This window comes from Aeromonas sp. A35_P (genome assembly GCF_002259925.1).
Classification (GTDB): domain Bacteria; phylum Pseudomonadota; class Gammaproteobacteria; order Enterobacterales; family Aeromonadaceae; genus Aeromonas; species Aeromonas dhakensis.
On the sequence record NZ_NEVB01000009.1, the window covers coordinates 1 to 16,493 of the forward strand.

The 16,493-nt window shown below is 62.3% G+C and carries 15 protein-coding genes and 3 pseudogenes; 8 read left to right on the top strand and 10 right to left on the bottom strand.

The genetic code is table 11. From position 1 onward, the window contains the following. Positions 1-709: pseudogene (locus CAK78_RS00730) on the top strand (hypothetical protein); the annotation flags it as partial. A 143-nt stretch (positions 710-852) separates the two neighbouring features. Here CAK78_RS00730 and CAK78_RS00735 read toward each other — a convergent pair. Both CAK78_RS00735 and arsC read right to left on the bottom strand, forming a co-directional pair. Then, positions 853-1,236, bottom strand: coding sequence for a DUF2069 domain-containing protein (locus CAK78_RS00735; RefSeq protein ID WP_094696051.1), 384 nt, complete (start codon positions 1,234-1,236; stop codon positions 853-855). Continuing rightward, complete coding sequence (gene arsC / locus CAK78_RS00740; RefSeq protein ID WP_094696052.1) at positions 1,233-1,583, bottom strand: arsenate reductase (glutaredoxin); 351 nt, start codon at positions 1,581-1,583, stop codon at positions 1,233-1,235. Before arsC ends, CAK78_RS00735 begins: the two co-directional genes overlap by 4 nt. Before the next feature lie 60 nt (positions 1,584-1,643). Between arsC and CAK78_RS00745 the strand changes: the two genes are divergently transcribed. Beyond that, entirely contained in the window at positions 1,644-2,126 is a 483-nt protein-coding gene (locus CAK78_RS00745) for a TlpA family protein disulfide reductase (protein ID WP_094696053.1), read from the top strand. 132 nt (positions 2,127-2,258) lie between these two features. Here CAK78_RS00745 and CAK78_RS00750 read toward each other — a convergent pair whose 3' ends face one another. Continuing rightward, positions 2,259-3,713 (bottom strand): beta-barrel assembly-enhancing protease, encoded by a 1,455-nt coding sequence (locus CAK78_RS00750; protein ID WP_369597502.1) that lies wholly within the window; start codon positions 3,711-3,713, stop codon positions 2,259-2,261. Positions 3,714-3,841: 128 nt separating this feature from the next. On the opposite strand from CAK78_RS00750, the gene CAK78_RS00755 reads away from it, so the two are divergent. From CAK78_RS00755 to CAK78_RS00765, 3 genes are read left to right on the top strand one after another with little or no spacing between them, the layout of a single operon-like run. Next, the gene (locus tag CAK78_RS00755; RefSeq protein WP_094696054.1) at positions 3,842-4,084 is read left to right on the top strand and encodes a sulfurtransferase TusA family protein; all 243 of its coding nucleotides are present in this window, start codon (positions 3,842-3,844) and stop codon (positions 4,082-4,084) included. 16 nt (positions 4,085-4,100) lie between these two features. Beyond that, the gene (locus CAK78_RS00760; RefSeq protein WP_094696055.1) at positions 4,101-5,171 is read left to right on the top strand and encodes an AI-2E family transporter; all 1,071 of its coding nucleotides are present in this window, start codon (positions 4,101-4,103) and stop codon (positions 5,169-5,171) included. A 56-nt stretch (positions 5,172-5,227) separates the two neighbouring features. Continuing rightward, positions 5,228-6,016, top strand: coding sequence for a MipA/OmpV family protein (locus CAK78_RS00765; RefSeq protein ID WP_017765973.1), 789 nt, complete (start codon positions 5,228-5,230; stop codon positions 6,014-6,016). 74 nt (positions 6,017-6,090) lie between these two features. On the opposite strand, the pseudogene CAK78_RS00770 reads toward CAK78_RS00765, so the two are convergent. Then, a pseudogene (locus CAK78_RS00770) lies at positions 6,091-6,891 on the bottom strand (alpha/beta fold hydrolase). A 168-nt stretch (positions 6,892-7,059) separates the two neighbouring features. Between CAK78_RS00770 and ppk2 the strand changes: the two are divergent. Continuing rightward, positions 7,060-7,887: a polyphosphate kinase 2 gene (gene ppk2 / locus CAK78_RS00775; protein ID WP_094696056.1), complete on the top strand. Its 828-nt coding sequence runs from the start codon at positions 7,060-7,062 to the stop codon at positions 7,885-7,887. Between the two features lie 67 nt (positions 7,888-7,954). Here the strand turns inward: ppk2 and CAK78_RS00780 are convergent, their stop codons facing one another. Then, positions 7,955-9,028 (bottom strand): succinylglutamate desuccinylase/aspartoacylase domain-containing protein, encoded by a 1,074-nt coding sequence (locus CAK78_RS00780; RefSeq protein WP_094696057.1) that lies wholly within the window; start codon positions 9,026-9,028, stop codon positions 7,955-7,957. A gap of 9 nt (positions 9,029-9,037) precedes the next feature. Beyond that, positions 9,038-9,799 (bottom strand): transporter substrate-binding domain-containing protein, encoded by a 762-nt coding sequence (locus tag CAK78_RS00785; RefSeq protein ID WP_094696058.1) that lies wholly within the window; start codon positions 9,797-9,799, stop codon positions 9,038-9,040. Positions 9,800-9,982: 183 nt separating this feature from the next. On the opposite strand from CAK78_RS00785, the pseudogene CAK78_RS23305 reads away from it, so the two are divergent. Next, positions 9,983-10,078 (top strand): annotated as a pseudogene (locus CAK78_RS23305) (hypothetical protein); the annotation flags it as partial. A gap of 24 nt (positions 10,079-10,102) precedes the next feature. Then, positions 10,103-11,308, top strand: coding sequence for an aminotransferase-like domain-containing protein (locus CAK78_RS22940; RefSeq protein ID WP_141214095.1), 1,206 nt, complete (start codon positions 10,103-10,105; stop codon positions 11,306-11,308). 104 nt (positions 11,309-11,412) lie between these two features. Here the strand turns inward: CAK78_RS22940 and CAK78_RS00800 are convergent, their stop codons facing one another. The 4 genes from CAK78_RS00800 to malE all read right to left on the bottom strand — a co-directional run bounded on the left by CAK78_RS00800 (position 11,413) and on the right by malE (position 16,432). Continuing rightward, positions 11,413-12,549 (bottom strand): ABC transporter ATP-binding protein, encoded by a 1,137-nt coding sequence (locus tag CAK78_RS00800; protein ID WP_010634371.1) that lies wholly within the window; start codon positions 12,547-12,549, stop codon positions 11,413-11,415. A gap of 70 nt (positions 12,550-12,619) precedes the next feature. Further along, complete coding sequence (malG, locus tag CAK78_RS00805) at positions 12,620-13,510, bottom strand: maltose ABC transporter permease MalG (protein ID WP_005299600.1); 891 nt, start codon at positions 13,508-13,510, stop codon at positions 12,620-12,622. Between the two features lie 12 nt (positions 13,511-13,522). Further along, positions 13,523-15,175 carry a maltose ABC transporter permease MalF gene (malF, locus tag CAK78_RS00810; protein ID WP_094696061.1) on the bottom strand — a complete coding sequence of 551 codons (1,653 nt, stop codon included), beginning with the start codon at positions 15,173-15,175 and terminating at the stop codon, positions 13,523-13,525. A gap of 75 nt (positions 15,176-15,250) precedes the next feature. Then, entirely contained in the window at positions 15,251-16,432 is a 1,182-nt protein-coding gene (gene malE / locus CAK78_RS00815) for a maltose/maltodextrin ABC transporter substrate-binding protein MalE (protein WP_005299593.1), read from the bottom strand. Positions 16,433-16,493: the final 61 nt, after the last annotated feature.

Below are 16,493 nucleotides of genomic sequence, written 5' to 3' on the forward strand. Positions count from 1 at the left end.
CCCTAAGCGCCTGATCAACTCCGGTCAATTGGGCAATATCACGCTGACACCCAAGCGAGGCCTTGATATTCGCCTCGGCACACCAGCAAATCAGGTTACCATCAAGAATTATTGCGCGGCCGAAGGAGAATATAACAAGCCGCATGAGGTCAGAAGTGATGGCACCTATGCCATCTTTGCCGATGAAGACATGGCTTATTACACTTATGAGCCAAAACAGGTTAGCCAGACGCAAAGCACTCAGCTGACCATGGGAGCCGATGGCGCTTATAATCCTGCCATGACTTGGGGCTTTCTCTCATTCAACCTGGGTGAATATGTCGCCAAATATGGCAACAGAAAACCGAGCTCGGTTTCATTGAGAATTGAGCAGTACGATCCCGGCACCGTATATATTTCCAGTTACTGGAGTTACTACTTCTTCAGCGCCAACGCCTCAACCTGGGCGATGCGACAAAACAGCTGGAAAGAGAGCCGGCCCAAGTTCAGCGATAAAATCACCTACTCCAATGCACAGGTGGCCTGGGTTGATGTCACTGACTTGTTCAATGCCGCCCTGGACAGGGCAAAAACGGGGAGTGGCGATGTCTATGAACAGCCAAGGTTGAGTTTCGCGCTCGACCCGGGTTATGCCAGTTACTACGATAAATATGTCTATACCTCGGAGGCAACTCCGGTCAAATCGCCCCAGCTGACCATCAACTTCTAAACGAACGGCAAGCGCAACTGCGGCCCTGCCGGCCATAAAAAAGTCCCTGCCATGGCAGGGACTTTTCATTTGGGTGCGCGCTCTGCATTGTGGTCGCAGCGACAACCCCAATCCGTGCTTCCCCCGTCAACCAGGGTACAAAGTCAGCGGTCGGCATCCTTTTTCTTGCGGATGCTCAGCCCCAGCTCGCGGCCGCGCAGACGGGCGTAGTAGATGGTGCCGATGAAGGCGAGCACGGTGAACACCAGCTCCACCACCGCCAGCCAACGCTCCCCTTCATCCGTGGTGATCAGGGTCAGGGCGTGCAGGAAGTAGGGCATCAGCACGAAGTTGCCCCAGGCGTGGGTGTAGGGGTTGCCCTGCACGATTCCCTTGAGCGGGAACAGCAGCGGCACCGTCCAGATCACCGGCAGCAGCCAGGAGTTGAGATCCGGGTGGGGCGAGAGCCAGAGGTGCCACAGCAGCACCCAGCCCAGCAGGCCGAAAAAGCCGACCAGGGTCAGCAGACGGGCGAAGCGGGTGCTCACTTGAGGATCTCCAGCACCTGCTCGGGCGGGCGGCCGATGCGAGCCTGACCGTTCTTGATCACGATGGGCCGCTCGATGAGCTTGGGATACTGGTGCATGGCGCGAATGGGGGCGTCGCCGCTCACCTCGCCCAGGCCCAGCTCCTTGTAGAGATCTTCCTTGGTGCGCATCAGCTGGCGCGGATCGCTGAATCCCAGCTGGCTCAGCAGGGTGCGGATCTCTTCCTCGCTCGGGGCCTGCTCCAGATAGAGCACCACAGCCGGGGCGATCCCGTGCTGTTCCAGCAAGGCCAGGGTTTCACGGCTCTTGGAGCAGCGCGGATTGTGGTAGATTTGGGTCTCGCTCATGATAACTCCCTGATTAATCGCAAGATGGGACAAGAAACGGCGCTATTGTAGGGGAAACTGATGGTCAGGGTAAGCGCGAGAGTGCAGGAATTGAAACGAATTTGTTGGCTGATTGTGGCCGGCCTGCTGACGGCCTGCAGCCCGGCGCCCCAGTTCACCGACAGCAAGAACCAGCCGGCGGCCCTGGCCGACTTTGCCGGCAAACCGCTGTTGGTCAACTACTTCGCCCCCTGGTGCGCCCCCTGCCTGCGGGAGCTGCCGCAGCTGGAGGCGCTGGCACGGGAGGGAGAGATCGCCGTGGTGATGGTCAACTACGACCCGGCCACGCCGGCCGAGCTCGACCAACTGGCCGGGCAGTACCGCATCAGGGTGCCGCTGCTCATCGCCCGCCAGGAGGCGAGCCTCCCCTTCCCCCGCCCCGCCGGGCTGCCCACCAGCTACCTGCTCGATGGTAAAGGAAAACTCCTGCAGACCCTGGTGGGGGAGCTCACCCCGTCGCAGTTCGAGGCCCTCAGGGCCTCCGTCAAACCAATGGCCCACTGATGCCAACGGCGCAGGCGGCGCCAGCCGGCTGGCTTTCCCGCCATCTACCATGGTCTTTGCCATCAACCGCCTGCATCAACGACAAGGGCGCACCCAGGTGCGCCCTTGTCGTGAACGAGAGCCGCTGGCCCATCAGCCCTTGAGGCTGTCGAGATCCTTCTTGGCCCGCTCCAGCTCGGTGATACGCGCCTCCAGCCGGGCCAGGGTCAACTTGTCGTTGGTGGTGCCGCGCGCCACGATCAGCTCGTCGATGGCCGCCTGGTAGTCACCGCGCAGGGAGAGCATCTCGGCGCGTGCCATGTGCAGATCGGTCATCCTGCCCGCCTTGCGATAGGCATCGGAGAGCAGGCTCCAGGCCAGGTTGTTCTCTTCGTGCTCGCGAGCATAGGGATCGAGAATGGCGATGGACTTCTTGTAGTTGCCCCCTTCCAGATAGGCGTTGCCGAGGTTCACCACCACCACTTCGTTGTCCGGCATGCGGGTGCGGAACTTCTCGAGCCGGGCAATGGCCTGGGCGCTGCGCCCCTTGGCCAAGTCGATGTCGGTGAGGGCATCCACCACGAACAGATCTTCCGGATGGCGGGTCGCCAGCTCCTGCATCAGGGCGTCGGCCTCGTCGGTGCGCTTGAGCTGCAGCAGCGCCAGCGCCTTGCCGTAGGTGGCCGCATCCTTGAGCGGGTAGTCCCCCTTCTGCAACCGGTTGTCGAAATAGGTGAGCAGGGCCTGCGGGCTCTCGGTGCCATAACGCACCTGGATACGCACCTTGGCCAGCCAGAAGTCGAGGCTGGCCGGCAGATTGCGACGGCCATAACTGCCCGCCCGGGCGCGCGCCTCGCTGATCCGGGTCTCCGGCAGCGGGTGAGTCAGCAACATCTCTGGCGGCTTGCTGGCGTAGCGATACTCGGCCGCCAGCTTCTGGAAGAAGTTGGCCATGCCCATGGGATCGAAGCCGGCGTCATACAGCGTCTTCATGCCGATCCGATCCGCTTCGTATTCGTTGTCGCGGGTGTAGTTGATGGCCGACTGCATGGAGAGACCGAGCGTGGTCTGCAGCGCGGCGATCCCCGCGGTGGGGTTGATCACCGCCAGCGCAATGGAGCCCACCAGCCCGGCCAGGGTCATGGCGGAGCTGCTCGCCTGCGCCTCCATGTAGCGGGCGATGTGGCGCTGGGTCACGTGGGTGATTTCGTGGGCCAGTACCGAGGCGAGCTCGCTCTCGCTGTCGGCATAGAGAAACAGGCCGGTGTGCACCTTGACCCGCCCGCCGAGGAAGGCGGCCGCGTTGATGCTGGGGTCGTTGATGAGGAAAAAGGTAAAGGGGAAACGCACCCCGTCGGCGTTGGAGAGCAGTCGCTGACCCAGATCGTCGATGTACTGGCTCAGCACGGGATCATCTATGATCGGCAAACCGGCCCGGGCAAAGCGCATGAAGGCGTTGCCGTAGCGCACCTCCTGCTCGATGGGCAGGGCGGCCACCCCGGCGGTGCCGATATCGGGAAGCTGGTTGCTGGCCTGGGCATGGAAAGTGGCGCCCATCAGGGAAGCCAGCAGGGGGAGCGATGCCATCAGGGGGGAAAAGCGTGCCACGTTATCTCTATCTCCAATCAGACCCTACCGGGACACCGGCAGAATACCCTTGCCCATCAAGGGCTACAAGCGTTGTTTCGCGCCCTCATCACGGCCATAATAACCGCCTCACGCGCGATGGAGCCTGCATGGAACACCTCGACCTGACCCCCTGGCGTTGCCCCGAGCCGCTGATCCGGCTCAAGCTCTGGCTGCGCCAGGCCAAAACCGGTCAAGCCCTCTCCATCCGGCTGGCCGATGCCGGTTCCCGGCAGGACATTCCCGCCTATCTGCAACGCCAGGGTTACCCCTTCACCTTGCAGGAAGCGCCGGACAATACCCTCTCTTTGCAGTTGGTGGTCGGGGCCAGGCACCACAGCCAGCCCCAGTAACGTAAAGGATGTCGTCATGCTAGAAGTCATCAAACGCTGGTATCAGACCCGCTTCTCCGATCCCGATGCCGTCACCCTGTTTCTGCTGCTGGTGGCCTGTTTCGCCGTGCTCTGGCTGTTTGGTGACCTGCTGGCGCCGCTGTTGGTGGCGCTGGTGATGGCCTACCTGCTGGAGTGGCCGGTGAGCCGGCTGCAGCGGGTCGGGCTCTCCCGCACCCTGGCCACCAGCCTCATCCTGCTTTTGTTCATCGCCCTGATCGCGATGGCGTTTCTCGGCCTTATCCCGACCCTGGCAAGCCAGGGGCTGAACCTGGCCAAGGAGTCCCCGGCCATGCTGACCCATGCCCAGGACTATGTGCGCACCCTGCCGGACAAATACCCCGAGCTGGTCGATGTCAGCCTGGTGGAGACCGTCATCGACAACATGCGCCAACGCATCCTGAGCGGAGGCGAGCACCTGGTCACCGCCTCCCTCGGCTCCCTCATCAACGTGGTGGCCATCCTCATCTACGCCATCCTGGTACCCTTGATGGTCTTCTTCATGCTCAAGGACAAAGGGATATTGATGGGGGGGCTGCGCCGCTTTCTGCCGCGCAACCGCACTTTGGTCAACCGGGTCTGGGTGGAGATGAACGAGCAGATCCTCAACTACATCCGCGGCAAGGTGATCGAGATCCTCATCGTCGGGGTGGCGACCTATATTCCTTTCGCCCTGATGGGGCTGCGCTACTCGGCGCTGCTGGCGGTGGCGGTCGGTTTCTCGGTACTGATCCCCTACATAGGCGCCGCCGCGGTGACGGTACCGGTAGCCATGGTGGCCCTGTTCCAGTGGGGGCTCACCCCGGAGTTTGCCTGGCTGATGGTGGCCTATCTGGTGATCCAGGCCCTCGATGGCAATCTGCTGGTTCCTCTGCTCTTCTCCGAGGCGGTCAACCTGCATCCGGTGGCCATCATCGTTGCCGTGCTGGTGTTTGGCGGTCTGTGGGGCTTCTGGGGGGTCTTCTTCGCCATCCCCCTCGCCACCCTAGTCAAGGCGGTGCTCAATGCCTGGCCCAAGCGAGAAGATCTGCCCGCCGTGCCCAAATAGTGCGATAGTCGTGGCAGGCCATCGATGACAACGGAGTGTCCATGAAGATATTGCGAATGCTTACACGGACGGGGCTGGCAGCCCTGCTCCTGACCACCCTGCCGGCCCGGGCCGATCTCGATATCGGGGCGCTCAGCGCCTTCTCCAGCGACAGCCCCGACAGCCCCATCCCCAAGGGGTTGGTGCTGGGCGGGGCCGTCATCGGCGGTCAGGCCCGTTACCAGCATCAGGATGACACCCTGCTGCCGATCCCGGGCGCCCTCTACTTTGGCGACAACCTGATGTATCTGGGGGATCGGGCCCGCTACTACCTGAGCCGCAATGGCGGCCTCTCCACCTACGCCTTCGGCCGGATGCGCTTTGGCAATCTGGATCCGGATGATGACCCCTTCCTGCACGGCCTCGACAAGCGCAAGGGGGAGTTCGAAGCCGGGGTCGGGGCCGATCTCATCACCCCCTATGCCCTTTGGAGCGTGCGGGCCACCAGCGACGTGACCGGCACCAGCAATGGCCAGGAGCTGATGCTGTGGGCCAACTTCCCCATCATCCGCGGCCCGCTGCTGCTGATGCCGGGGGCCGGCGTCATGCTGCGCAGCCACAACCTCGCCAACTACTACTTCGGCGGTGTCTCGCAAGATGAAGCGAGGGCGGACAGGCCGGCGTGGAACACGGGCACCACCCTCTCCCCCATGGTCTCCCTCATCGGCAGCTATCGCTTCAACGCCAACTGGATCGGCGGCTTTGGCATCAACTACGAGCGCTATGACGGCGACATCGCGGACAGCCCCCTCGTCCAGCATCAGGGGGAGCTCTATGCCGGGCTGGGGCTTGGCTATATCTGGTAACTCCCCGGCCATCCCCGCAGCAAAGAGAAAAGGAGCCCATGGCTCCTTTTCTTTCTATCCGGCAGAGAACACTGTCACAGGCGGGCCAGAAACTCAGCCAGCTCGCCGTTGACGAAAGCGGGGTTCTCCAGCGAGGCGATGTGGCCGGCCGCCGGGATCTCCTTGAACGGGCAGCCCAGCACCTCGGCCATCAGGTAGCCTTCCAGCACAGGGCGGGCCTTGTCCTAGCAACCGGTCATCACCAGCGCGGGGGCCGAGACCTCCTCCAACCACTCGATGCGATCTTCGCGGGTCACGAAGCTGCGTCCCACCGCCACCATGGCGGCCACCTTGTCGGCCGGCCAGGCGGCGAGGCGTGCCTTGAAACCGCTCATCAGGGCGGCATCCGGCTGGTCGGCAAAGAACAGCGGCGCCACCTGCTCGACGATGGGAGCCGGGATGGTGCCAAGCTGCTCGATCATGGCCAGCATGCCGAGGTAGCGCTCGCAGGTGATCTGCGGCTCAAGGCCGACGAAGCTGTCCATCAGCACCAGTCCCTTGAGGCGCGCAGGCGCCATGCGCGCCAGCTCGACACCCCACATGCCGCCGATGGAGAGCCCCACCAGCACGAACTCGTCGATGCCGAGCGCATCGAGCAAGGCCAGGTGATCGCGGGCCAGGGTCGCCAGGGTGCAACCCCCCTCGGGCAGCGCATCGGAATCACCGTGGCCCCACAACTCGGGCACGATGCAGCGGTACTGCCCCTTGAGGGCCTCCACCTGGGGCGCCCACATGGCGCTGTCCCACAGGTAGCTGTGACCAAACAGCACGACCGGGCCCTGCCCCTCGTCCAGATAGGCCATCTGGCGGCCCGCTATCTCCATAACTTGCTTCATGTTTTCTCCTGTTGCCAACAGCCGGTGATGAGACGGCAGTGCAAATCGCCATCACTGGCGTCATGTTTTTCTATTGCCGGCGGCTTGTGAGGCGGCAGTGTAACACGACCCCCTTGGCAGTAACGCCTGCCTGGTGCAATCTGGAAAGGACTCAATAAGGAGACAATCATGCCGAAGGACAAGAGCAAGAAGCGCCCGCGCCTGAACAAGAAGACCTACGAGCACCACCTGGCCCATCTGCAGGAGGAGCTGGTCAAGCTGCAGGAATGGGTCAAGCAGGAGGGGCTGAAGGTGGTGGTAGTGTTCGAGGGGCGCGATGCCGCCGGCAAGGGGGGCGTCATCAAGGCGATCACCGAGCCCCTCAACCCCCGGGTCTGCCGGGTCACGGCGCTGCCCGCCCCCTCGGACCGCGAGCGCTCCCAGTGGTACTTTCAGCGCTACGTAGCCCACCTGCCCTCTGCGGGCGAGATGGTGCTGTTCGACCGCTCTTGGTACAACCGGGCCGGGGTCGAGCGGGTGATGGGCTTTTGCAGCGACAACGAGTATCGCGAGTTTCTGCGCGCCTGCCCCGAGTTCGAGCGGATGCTGATCCGCTCCGGCATCACCCTCATCAAGTACTGGTTCTCGGTCAGCGACGAGGAGCAGGAGAAGCGCTTCAAGGAGCGGATCAGTACCCCCATCAAGCGCTGGAAATTCAGCCCGATGGACCTGCAATCCCGCTCACGCTGGGTCGAATACTCCCGCGCCAAGGATGACATGTTCACCTACACGGATACCGAGGATTGCCCCTGGTTCGTGGTGGAGGCGGACGACAAGCGCCGCGCCCGCCTCAACTGCATCTCTCACCTGCTGGGCAAGGTGCCCTACGAGGCGATCCACTATGAACACATAGAGCTGCCCCCCATCAGCACCGAAGGTTACGAGCGCCCGCCGCTTACCAGCCAACACTTCGTGCCGGACATAACCGCAAACCTCGATGACAAAGACGATCACTGATAACGCCTGACCCGGCCAGCCGCTCTGGCTGGCCTGCCAACGCAGCGCACCAAACCCGGGTAGCCATTCACAGCCCCAGCAAGTACCCTTCCCGATGGGCTACCTCACCGGCCAGGAAGATCACCTCATCCCCGGCGCACGCCAACCGGTTAAGTACCCTGGCGTAACAGAGGCCTCCGTGGTGCGCGGTCAGAGCAATACGCTCCCCGGTTTGCACATCCGTCAGCCAGCCGACCCGCTGCCCTGCCAGCACCCGATCCCCGGGGGCAACCTCGTAGCTCAGGATGCCGGCCGCCGGGGCCGGGATCACCTCCACGGCAGCTAGTGGCGTCACCCTGCCCGCCGTGCTGACGGGCGGATCGACAGGCATCCTGAATGCGGGATCAATCCAGCCAGACGCCACCAGGCAGGCCAGCAGCCGCCGGGCATCCTGCTCGGCCAGATGATCGGCCACATCCTGCTGCCCCCTCAACTCCACCGTCACCGCGACCGGCACCTGTGGCCCCTCCATCAGGGCATACCAGTTCTGCAGCAAGGCATCATCAAAAGACATGCCCCCCGCCTGCTCGCTAAGCAGCATCACCCCGGCCCCGAGACAAGCCCCCAGACGCTCTATCTGACTACGTTGGCGAGCGTGGCCATAGAGGTGCAGCAGGGCGTCGCTGTCACAATGGATATCCAGCACCAGATCGGCCTCCAGTGCCCAGCCAAACAGGGTGTGCTGCAGCCACATCAGTTCACCGCTGGGATGCCGCTCGGCCAGCCTGGCCAGCAACAGATCCCGCGCCGTCAGGTGGGTGGGTATTGCCTCCCCTTCCTCCACCAGCAAGGGATATCCCCGGTTGAAGTTCTGTCCGGTGGCGGCCAGAAATCTCCCCTGATGCAACCCCAGATGCCACTGGGACAGGCCGATGGGATTGGCCTGGGGCACCAGACGGATGCGCCCCAGCAGGACTCCCTGCTGCTCCAAGGCCATCAGATGCTGGCGCAGGCGATGCAGGGCCAGCACCCCGGGCAACTCGTCGGCATGCAGACCCGCCTGCAGATAGGCAAGGGGCCCACTGCTGCCAAATTCCCAAGCCTGCAACACCCGTTGACTGCCCGGCGTGCCGCCGGGCAGGGGGAGTTTGATCTCCTTCATCCTGTTCCCTTATTCGTACTGGTTGTAATCGAAGTACTTGTCGTTGATTTGCTTGTAGGTGCCGTTGGCCAGCAGGGTACCGAGCGCCTTGTTGACCTCCCCCAGCAGGCGGGCGTCCTGCTTGCGCACCGCGATGCCTGAGCCGGTCCCGAAGTAGGCGGGGTCATTCATTCTTGGACCGAAGAAGTCGAACCCGGCCGCCCCTTCCCGCTTCTTGAACTCCATGCCGACGCCGATTTCCACCACGATGGCATCCAGCCGACCCGCCATCAGATCCAGCCAGGCCTGCTCTGCCGAACCATAGGTGCGCACCTCGGCCCCCGCCTTGCCATAGACATCCTTGGCATAGTTCTCCTGAATGGAACCAAGCTGCACGCCTATCCGCTTGCCGGCCATGGCAGCGGGTTCACCATTCAGGGATGTATCGCGAGGCCCCATGAAACGGGAGTAGCCCCCCTGATACTTGTCACTGAAGGCTATCTGGCGCAGGCGCTCTTCGGTGATCGCCATGGAGGCGACGATCATGTCGAATTTTCTGGCCTTGAGCCCCGCGATCATGCCGTCGAAGTCGTACTGCCTCAGCTCGCAGGTCACCTTCATCTCAGCGCACAGCGCATTGGCGATATCGACATCGAACCCGGCCAGCGAACCGTCCGGATTGACCGTACTGTAGGGAGGGAAGGTACCATCGGTCGCGATGCGAAGGACGGGGGCGGCCAGAACGGACTGGGTAAACAGCAGGCCGGTGAGTAATAACAGGGCTCGTTTCATGGTGTCTCTCCTCTGGGTGGATGGCTCGACACTATTGCATTTGCCCGATACGTTACATATACAATCCATTAACAATCACCCCAGCCGTACAGGTCAAAGAGCCACTACAGTATGCCCTCCCTCTCCCTCGATCCGACCTAGGGTTCCCTGATCCAGCAGCTGATACACGCCATCCAGCAGGCCATCGCCGCGCGCGAGCTTGCGCCGGGCCAGCGCCTTCCCTCGCTGCGCCAGCTCGCCGCCACCCTTGGCATCAGCACCTTCACCGCTGCCGACGGTTACAGCCGGCTGGTGCAACAGGGGGTGATCGTTGCCAGACGGGGGGATGGCTACTATGTGGCCCGTACGCCGCTGGCCCCGCCCATGGCGCCGCCGCCGGTCCCCGATGCCCGCTGGCTGACCGACCACAGGATCACCCCGGGCCCCGAGGTGGTCCAACCCGGCTGTGGCTGGCTGCCCAGCCAGTGGTACCCGACCCAGATCCTGCAACGCGCCCTGCGCCAGCAGGGACGAGAGGCCGACTGCGGCATCGCCTATGGTCACTCGGCAGGCTGGCAGCCGCTGCGCCAGCACCTCTGGCAACACCACGAGGCGCTCGGCATCCCGGTGGATCCGCAAGGGGTGTTGCTGACCCAGGGGGCCAGTCAGGCCCTGGCACTGGTGGTGCAGTCGGAACTCCGCTCAGGCGACACAGTGCTGGTGGACGATCCTGGCTACTGCAACCTCATCACCCTGCTGCAACACGCCGGCATGAAGGTGATCGGCGTCCCCTGGACGGCGCAGGGCCCCGATTGCGCCGTGCTGGCCGAGCAACTGCACCTGGCGCGGCCCAAGGCCTTCTTCACCAACCCGCGCCAGCACAATCCCACCGGCGCCAGCTACTCGGCCACCACCGCATTTCGGGTCTTGCAGCTCACGGCGCAGCACCACTGCCTGATCGTCGAGGACGACGTGAGTGCGGCGCTGACCCAGAGCGCCACCCCGACCCTGGCGGCGCTGGCGGGTCTGGAGCACATCATCTACATCGGCAGCTTTGCCAAGGTGCTGGCCCCTGGCCTGAGAGTGGGCTATCTGCTGACGAGCGAGGAGCGCACCGACCGTCTGCTGCGTTACAAGGTGATGAACGCCATCGCCTCCTCCGAACTGTCCGAGCGTCTGGTGCTGCGGATGCTCAAGGATCCCGACACCCCGAAAGAGCAGCAGCGGCTGCGGGATCGACTGCTGCGGGCCGGTGATCGCTGGCAACAGGGGCTGGAGCAGATCCGCTGGCAGAGTTTCTGTCCGCCCCAGGGCGGTCTCTTCTCCTGGGTCAGGCTCCCTGAGCCCCATCAGGATGCCCTGCCCCTGAGTGAAGCGGCGCTGGCCGAAGGGTTGTTGCTGGCCCCGGGCAGCCAGTTTCGGGTCGATGCCCCGGCCACACCTTGGCTGCGCTGCAACCTGGCATACAGCCACCAGCCCTTGCTCGACTTCCTGCAGCGCTGGGCCCGCCAGCAGGAGGGATCGTCATGAAGCGATGCTCTATTTGCAGCCGGGCAGAAATGAAAAAGCCGGTCTTGCGACCGGCAAAAAGGCATTGAATATAAAGAAAAGGAAACCTCGGCAGCCGCCCCTTGTCAGGTGCGGATGTATTTGGCCGTGCGCGGGAAGGCTTGCTCCTTGGCATCGAACAGGTAGCAGGCCTCGGCCGGAATGCCGACGCTGTACTGCTGGCCGGTGGCCACGTCCACGTCGGAGCTCGCCTTGACGGTGAAGTCGTGGCCCGCCACGTCCATGTAGACGAAGGATTCGGCCCCCAAGTGTTCGGCCACCTGCACCACCCCGCTCACGCGGCTGTCGGCATGGGCGTGATCCAGCGGCACCAGGTGCTCGGGGCGAATGCCGAGCTCCACCTTGTCGCCAACCGCGCCGCGGCGCGCATCGACCCGCACCCGCACGCTGTCGCCGGTGGTCAGCTTGACCACGGCCTCCTGCTCGCCAATTTCCACCAGCTCGCCGGCCAGGAAGTTCATCTTGGGAGAGCCGATGAAGCCCGCCACGAACTTGTTGTCCGGGTTGTGGTAGAGCTCGAGCGGGGTGCCGAACTGCTCCAGGTTGGTGGTCGCATCCGCCTTGAGCGGGCTCAGTACCACGATGCGGTTGGCCAGGGTCATGGCCTCCACCTGGTCGTGGGTCACGTAGATGATGGTGGAGTTGAGCTCCTTGTGCAGCTTGGCGATCTCGATGCGCATCTTGACCCGCAGGGCGGCGTCGAGGTTCGACAGCGGCTCGTCAAACAGGAACACCTGCGGCTGCTGCACTATGCTGCGGCCGATGGCGACCCGCTGGCGCTGACCGCCGGAGAGCGCCTTGGGCTTGCGGTCCAGCAGCGGCTCGAGACCCAGGATCTCGGCGGCGCGCATCACCCGCTTGTGGATGTTCTCCTTGTCCATCTTCTTGAGCTTGAGGCCGAAGGCCATGTTCTCGTAGATGTTCATGTGCGGATAGAGGGCGTAGGACTGGAACACCATGCCCACGTTGCGCTCTACCGGCGGCACGTCGTTCATGTAGCGACCGCCGATGGTCAGCTCGCCGCTGGTGATGTCTTCCAGACCGGCGATCATCCGCAGCAAGGTGGACTTGCCGCAACCGGACGGGCCGACGAAGACGATGAACTCCCCTTCCTTGATGGCCAGGTTGATATTGCGCAGGGTGTCCTTGTGGACAGCCGGATCGTAATTTTTGCGAACGTTGTTGAGTACTACTTCAGCCATGTCGAGCTCCGCTCTTGAATCTTTGCAAATCGTGATGGCGGGGGGAGTCGGCTCCCCCGGCCATGAACCGTTAACCTTTCACGCCGCCGGCAGTGAGACCACCCACCAGCCAGCGCTGGGCGAGCAGGAAGACGACCGTGATGGGGAAGCCCGACAGCACGGCGGCCGCGGCGAAGTCACCCCACAGGTAGTTCTGCGGATAAAGGTACTGCTGGGCCCCGACCGCCAGGGTCAGATTGTTCACATCCTGCAGCAGGATGGAGGCCATGGGCACCTCGGTAATGGAACCGATGAAGGCCAGGATAAACACCACCGCCAGAATGGGCACCGACAGCGGCAGCAGGATCAACCGGAACGCCTGCCACGGAGTGGCACCGTCGATGGCCGCCGCCTCTTCCAGGGAGGAGTCGATGGTCTCGAAGTAGCCCTTGATGGTCCAGACGTGCAGGGCGATGCCGCCCATGTAGGCCAGGATCAGGCCGCCGTGGGTGTTGAGACCCAGCCAGGGGATGTAGTCACCAATCTTGTTGAACAGCGCATAGATGGCCACCAGTGCCAGCACCGCCGGGAACATCTGGAAGATCAGCATGCCCTGCAGGATGGTGGACTTGCCACGAAAACGCAGACGGGCGAAGGCGTAGGCACAGGTGGTGGAGAGCACCACTATCATCAGGGCAGTGATGCCCGCGATCTTGATGGAGTTCCACAACCAGGTCAGCACCGGGAACGGCGGCGGCGTAATGCTGCCGTCGGCGTTGGTGATGGACATGCCCAGCGCCAGCTTCCAGTGATCCAGGGTCGGGTTGGAGGGGATGATCTCCCCTACCGCGAAGTTGCCGTTTCTGAACGAGATGGCGATGACCATGATCAGCGGGAAGATGATCAGTGCCAGGAAGCCCCACATCACCAGGTGGGTTGCCCACACCCGGTATTTGACTGATTTGGGTTGTACGATTGCCATGTTGAAGCCTCCTTACAGTTGCTTGTCGGCTTTGGACAATTTCAGGTTGAGCAAGGCCAGCGCACCCACGATGAGGAAGATGGCGGTGGCGATGGCACTGGCCAGACCGTAGTCCTGACCACCCGAGCCCTGGAACGCGATCCGGTAGGTGTAGCTCACCAGCAGGTCGGTGGTCCCGGCCGGGGTGCTGGCGCCAATGATGTCCGGCGCGCCGTTGGTCAACAACTGGATAAGCACGAAGTTGTTGAAGTTGAACGCGAACGAGGCAATCAGCAGCGGCGTCAGCGGCTTCATCAAGAGCGGTACCGTGATCTTGAAGAAGTTCTGCACCGGACCGGCACCGTCCATGGCGGACGCCTCATAGAGATCTTCCGGAATGGCTTTGAGCAGGCCCATGCAGAGGATCATCATGTAGGGGTAGCCAAGCCAGGTGTTGACGATGAGGATCATCACCTTGGCCAGGAAGGGGTTGGTATACCAGTCCGGCTTGATGCCGAACGCCGCTTCCAGGAACAGGTTGATCTCGCCGAAGTTCTGGTTGAACAAACCCTTGAACACCAGGATGGAGATGAACGCCGGGATGGCATAGGGCAGGATCAGCATGACCCGGTAGAAGCCGCGCCCCTTGAGGGACTCCCACTGCACCAGACAGGCCAGCACCATGCCGATGGCCAGGGTGAAGCCCACCGAACAGGCGGAGAAGATCACGGTCCAGACGAAGATCTGCAGGAACGGCGCCTGGATACCCGGGTCGGTGACGATACGGGCGAAGTTCTTCCAGCCCACGCTCACCACGAAGCCTGGTGCCACGCTCTTGCCGACAAACTGGCCCTGCTCGTCGATGTATTGATAGAAGCCGGTGTCGCCGTTGGGCAGCATCAGCTCGCCGCTCTGGTTGTCACGCAGCAGGTTGCTGTCCTTGATCACCACCCCGGACTTGAGCACGGCGCCGTCCAGCAGACGGGTGTACTGCTGTTTCTGGGCGGCGAACTTGCGCAGGCTGCTCAGGGTCAGGTGGGTGCCGCCATCCGGCAGCACCAGATCGAGTGCGCTCAGGTGGGTGCGGTGGTCGACGATGGCCCGGATGGGCGCCACCTGATCCACGGCCTCACCGGCCAGGGGTTGCAGCTGAACAACTTGTACCTTGTCATGCACCCTGCCCTCGCGGACAGCCAGTTCACGGGCCTTGTTGTTCATCAGGGTAATGGGTTGACTGATAAAGGATTGGTCGTCCTGTTTCAACAGCAGCTGAAACTGATTGTTCTCACCACCCAGGAGGGTGAAATCGAATTCACCGCCCGCCACCTTATATGTTTTTTTCAGATGGTAATCCCGCGCCTGCTCGATGGAGAGCAGGTTGGATCCCGAATAGTTGGTGAAGGCGATGCCGATCGTGTAGGCAAGAGGGAAGATGATAAAAACAACCATGCCAGCCACACCGGGGAAGATATAGCGGTGGGCATAGGTCTTCTTGTTCATGAAGACATACAGACCGACGGAGACCACCACCAGATCAAGCAGAGCGAATACCCACTCACCGCTGGCGTACATCATCACGGCTGCATAACCGTTGAGGATGGCTACCAGGGCAGCAATGGTCCACTTAAGCCAGGTGTGCTTATCCTTCGGACCGGCATAGGATTCGATAGAAGGTACTACTTCCATGCCAATTAACCTTTATAACGCCAAGAGAGATTTGAGAGAGTGGGAGGCCGTTGCGGCCTCCCGGGTAGTGCGTGCTTACTGAACGATACGCTTGGCAGCGGTATCCAGGGCTTCGTCAACGCTCTGACGGCCGGAGGTCACGTTCTTGAGGGCAGTTTCGAAGGAGGACCAGAAACGGCTCATTTCAGGCACGGACGGCATCGGCTCGCCATTCTGGGCGTTCACCATGGTGGCCTTGATGTGCGGATCCGCTTCCAGGGTCTTCTGGAAGGACTTCAGCGCCACGGCGCCCAGCGGCTTGTCGGCGTTGACCGGCGCCAGACCGGCATCGGTCAGCAGGTAGTTTTCCAGGAACTCGATGGCCAGATCCTTGTTCGGGCTGGCGGCGTTGATAGTGGCACCCAGCACGCCGACGAAGGCCTTGGCCGGTTTACCCTTCAGGGTCGGCAGGGAGGCGACGCCATACTTGATGCCGCTCTTGTCCAGGTTGCTCCAGGCCCAGGGACCGTTGATCATCATGGCCACTTCGCCCTTGTTGAACTTGGCGTCCATCACACCGTAGTCGATGCCTTTTTCCAGGTGACCGGACTTGATCATCTCGGAGATGTAGCCGACACCGGCCTTGGCACCCGCGTTGTTCACGCCGGTGTCTTTCACGTCATAACCGGTAGCGGTCTTCTTGAAGGCGTAGCCACCGTTGGCAGCCACCAGCGGGTAGCTGAAGTAGGGGGTGTCATAGGCCCACATGATGGCGCGCTTGCCGCTCTTCTTCAGGGTCTCGTCAATCTTGGCGATCTCTTCGAAGGTCTTCGGCGGCTCCGGCAGCAGATCCTTGTTGTAGATCAGGCTGACGGCTTCGACGGCAACCGGATAACCGTAGGTCTTGCCATCGACGGTCATGGCATCCCAGGCGAACTGTTCAAACTTGGCTTTGGTGGCGGCATTCGGGGTCACGGGGACCAGCAGACCGGCCTTGACCCACTCACCGTAACGGTCGTGAGCCCAGAAGAAGATGTCCGGGCCGTTGCCGGTGGCAGCGGCTTGCTGGAATTTCACTTCCACCTGATCAGGGTGAGCAACCGTCACCTTGATGCCGGTTTCGGCTTCAAATTTCTTACCTACTTCGGCCAGACCATTGTATCCCTTGTCACCGTTGATCCAGATGGTCAGTTGGCCTTCGTCAATGGCGGCAGTGGCAGAGCAAGCCACACCCAGAGTAGCCAGACCGATCAGGGATGACAGCAATTTCTTTTTCATGAGCCTTTCCTTGTATTAGTTCCGCGCTGCAAGAGCATTGTGTGCGAGATGAATATTATCC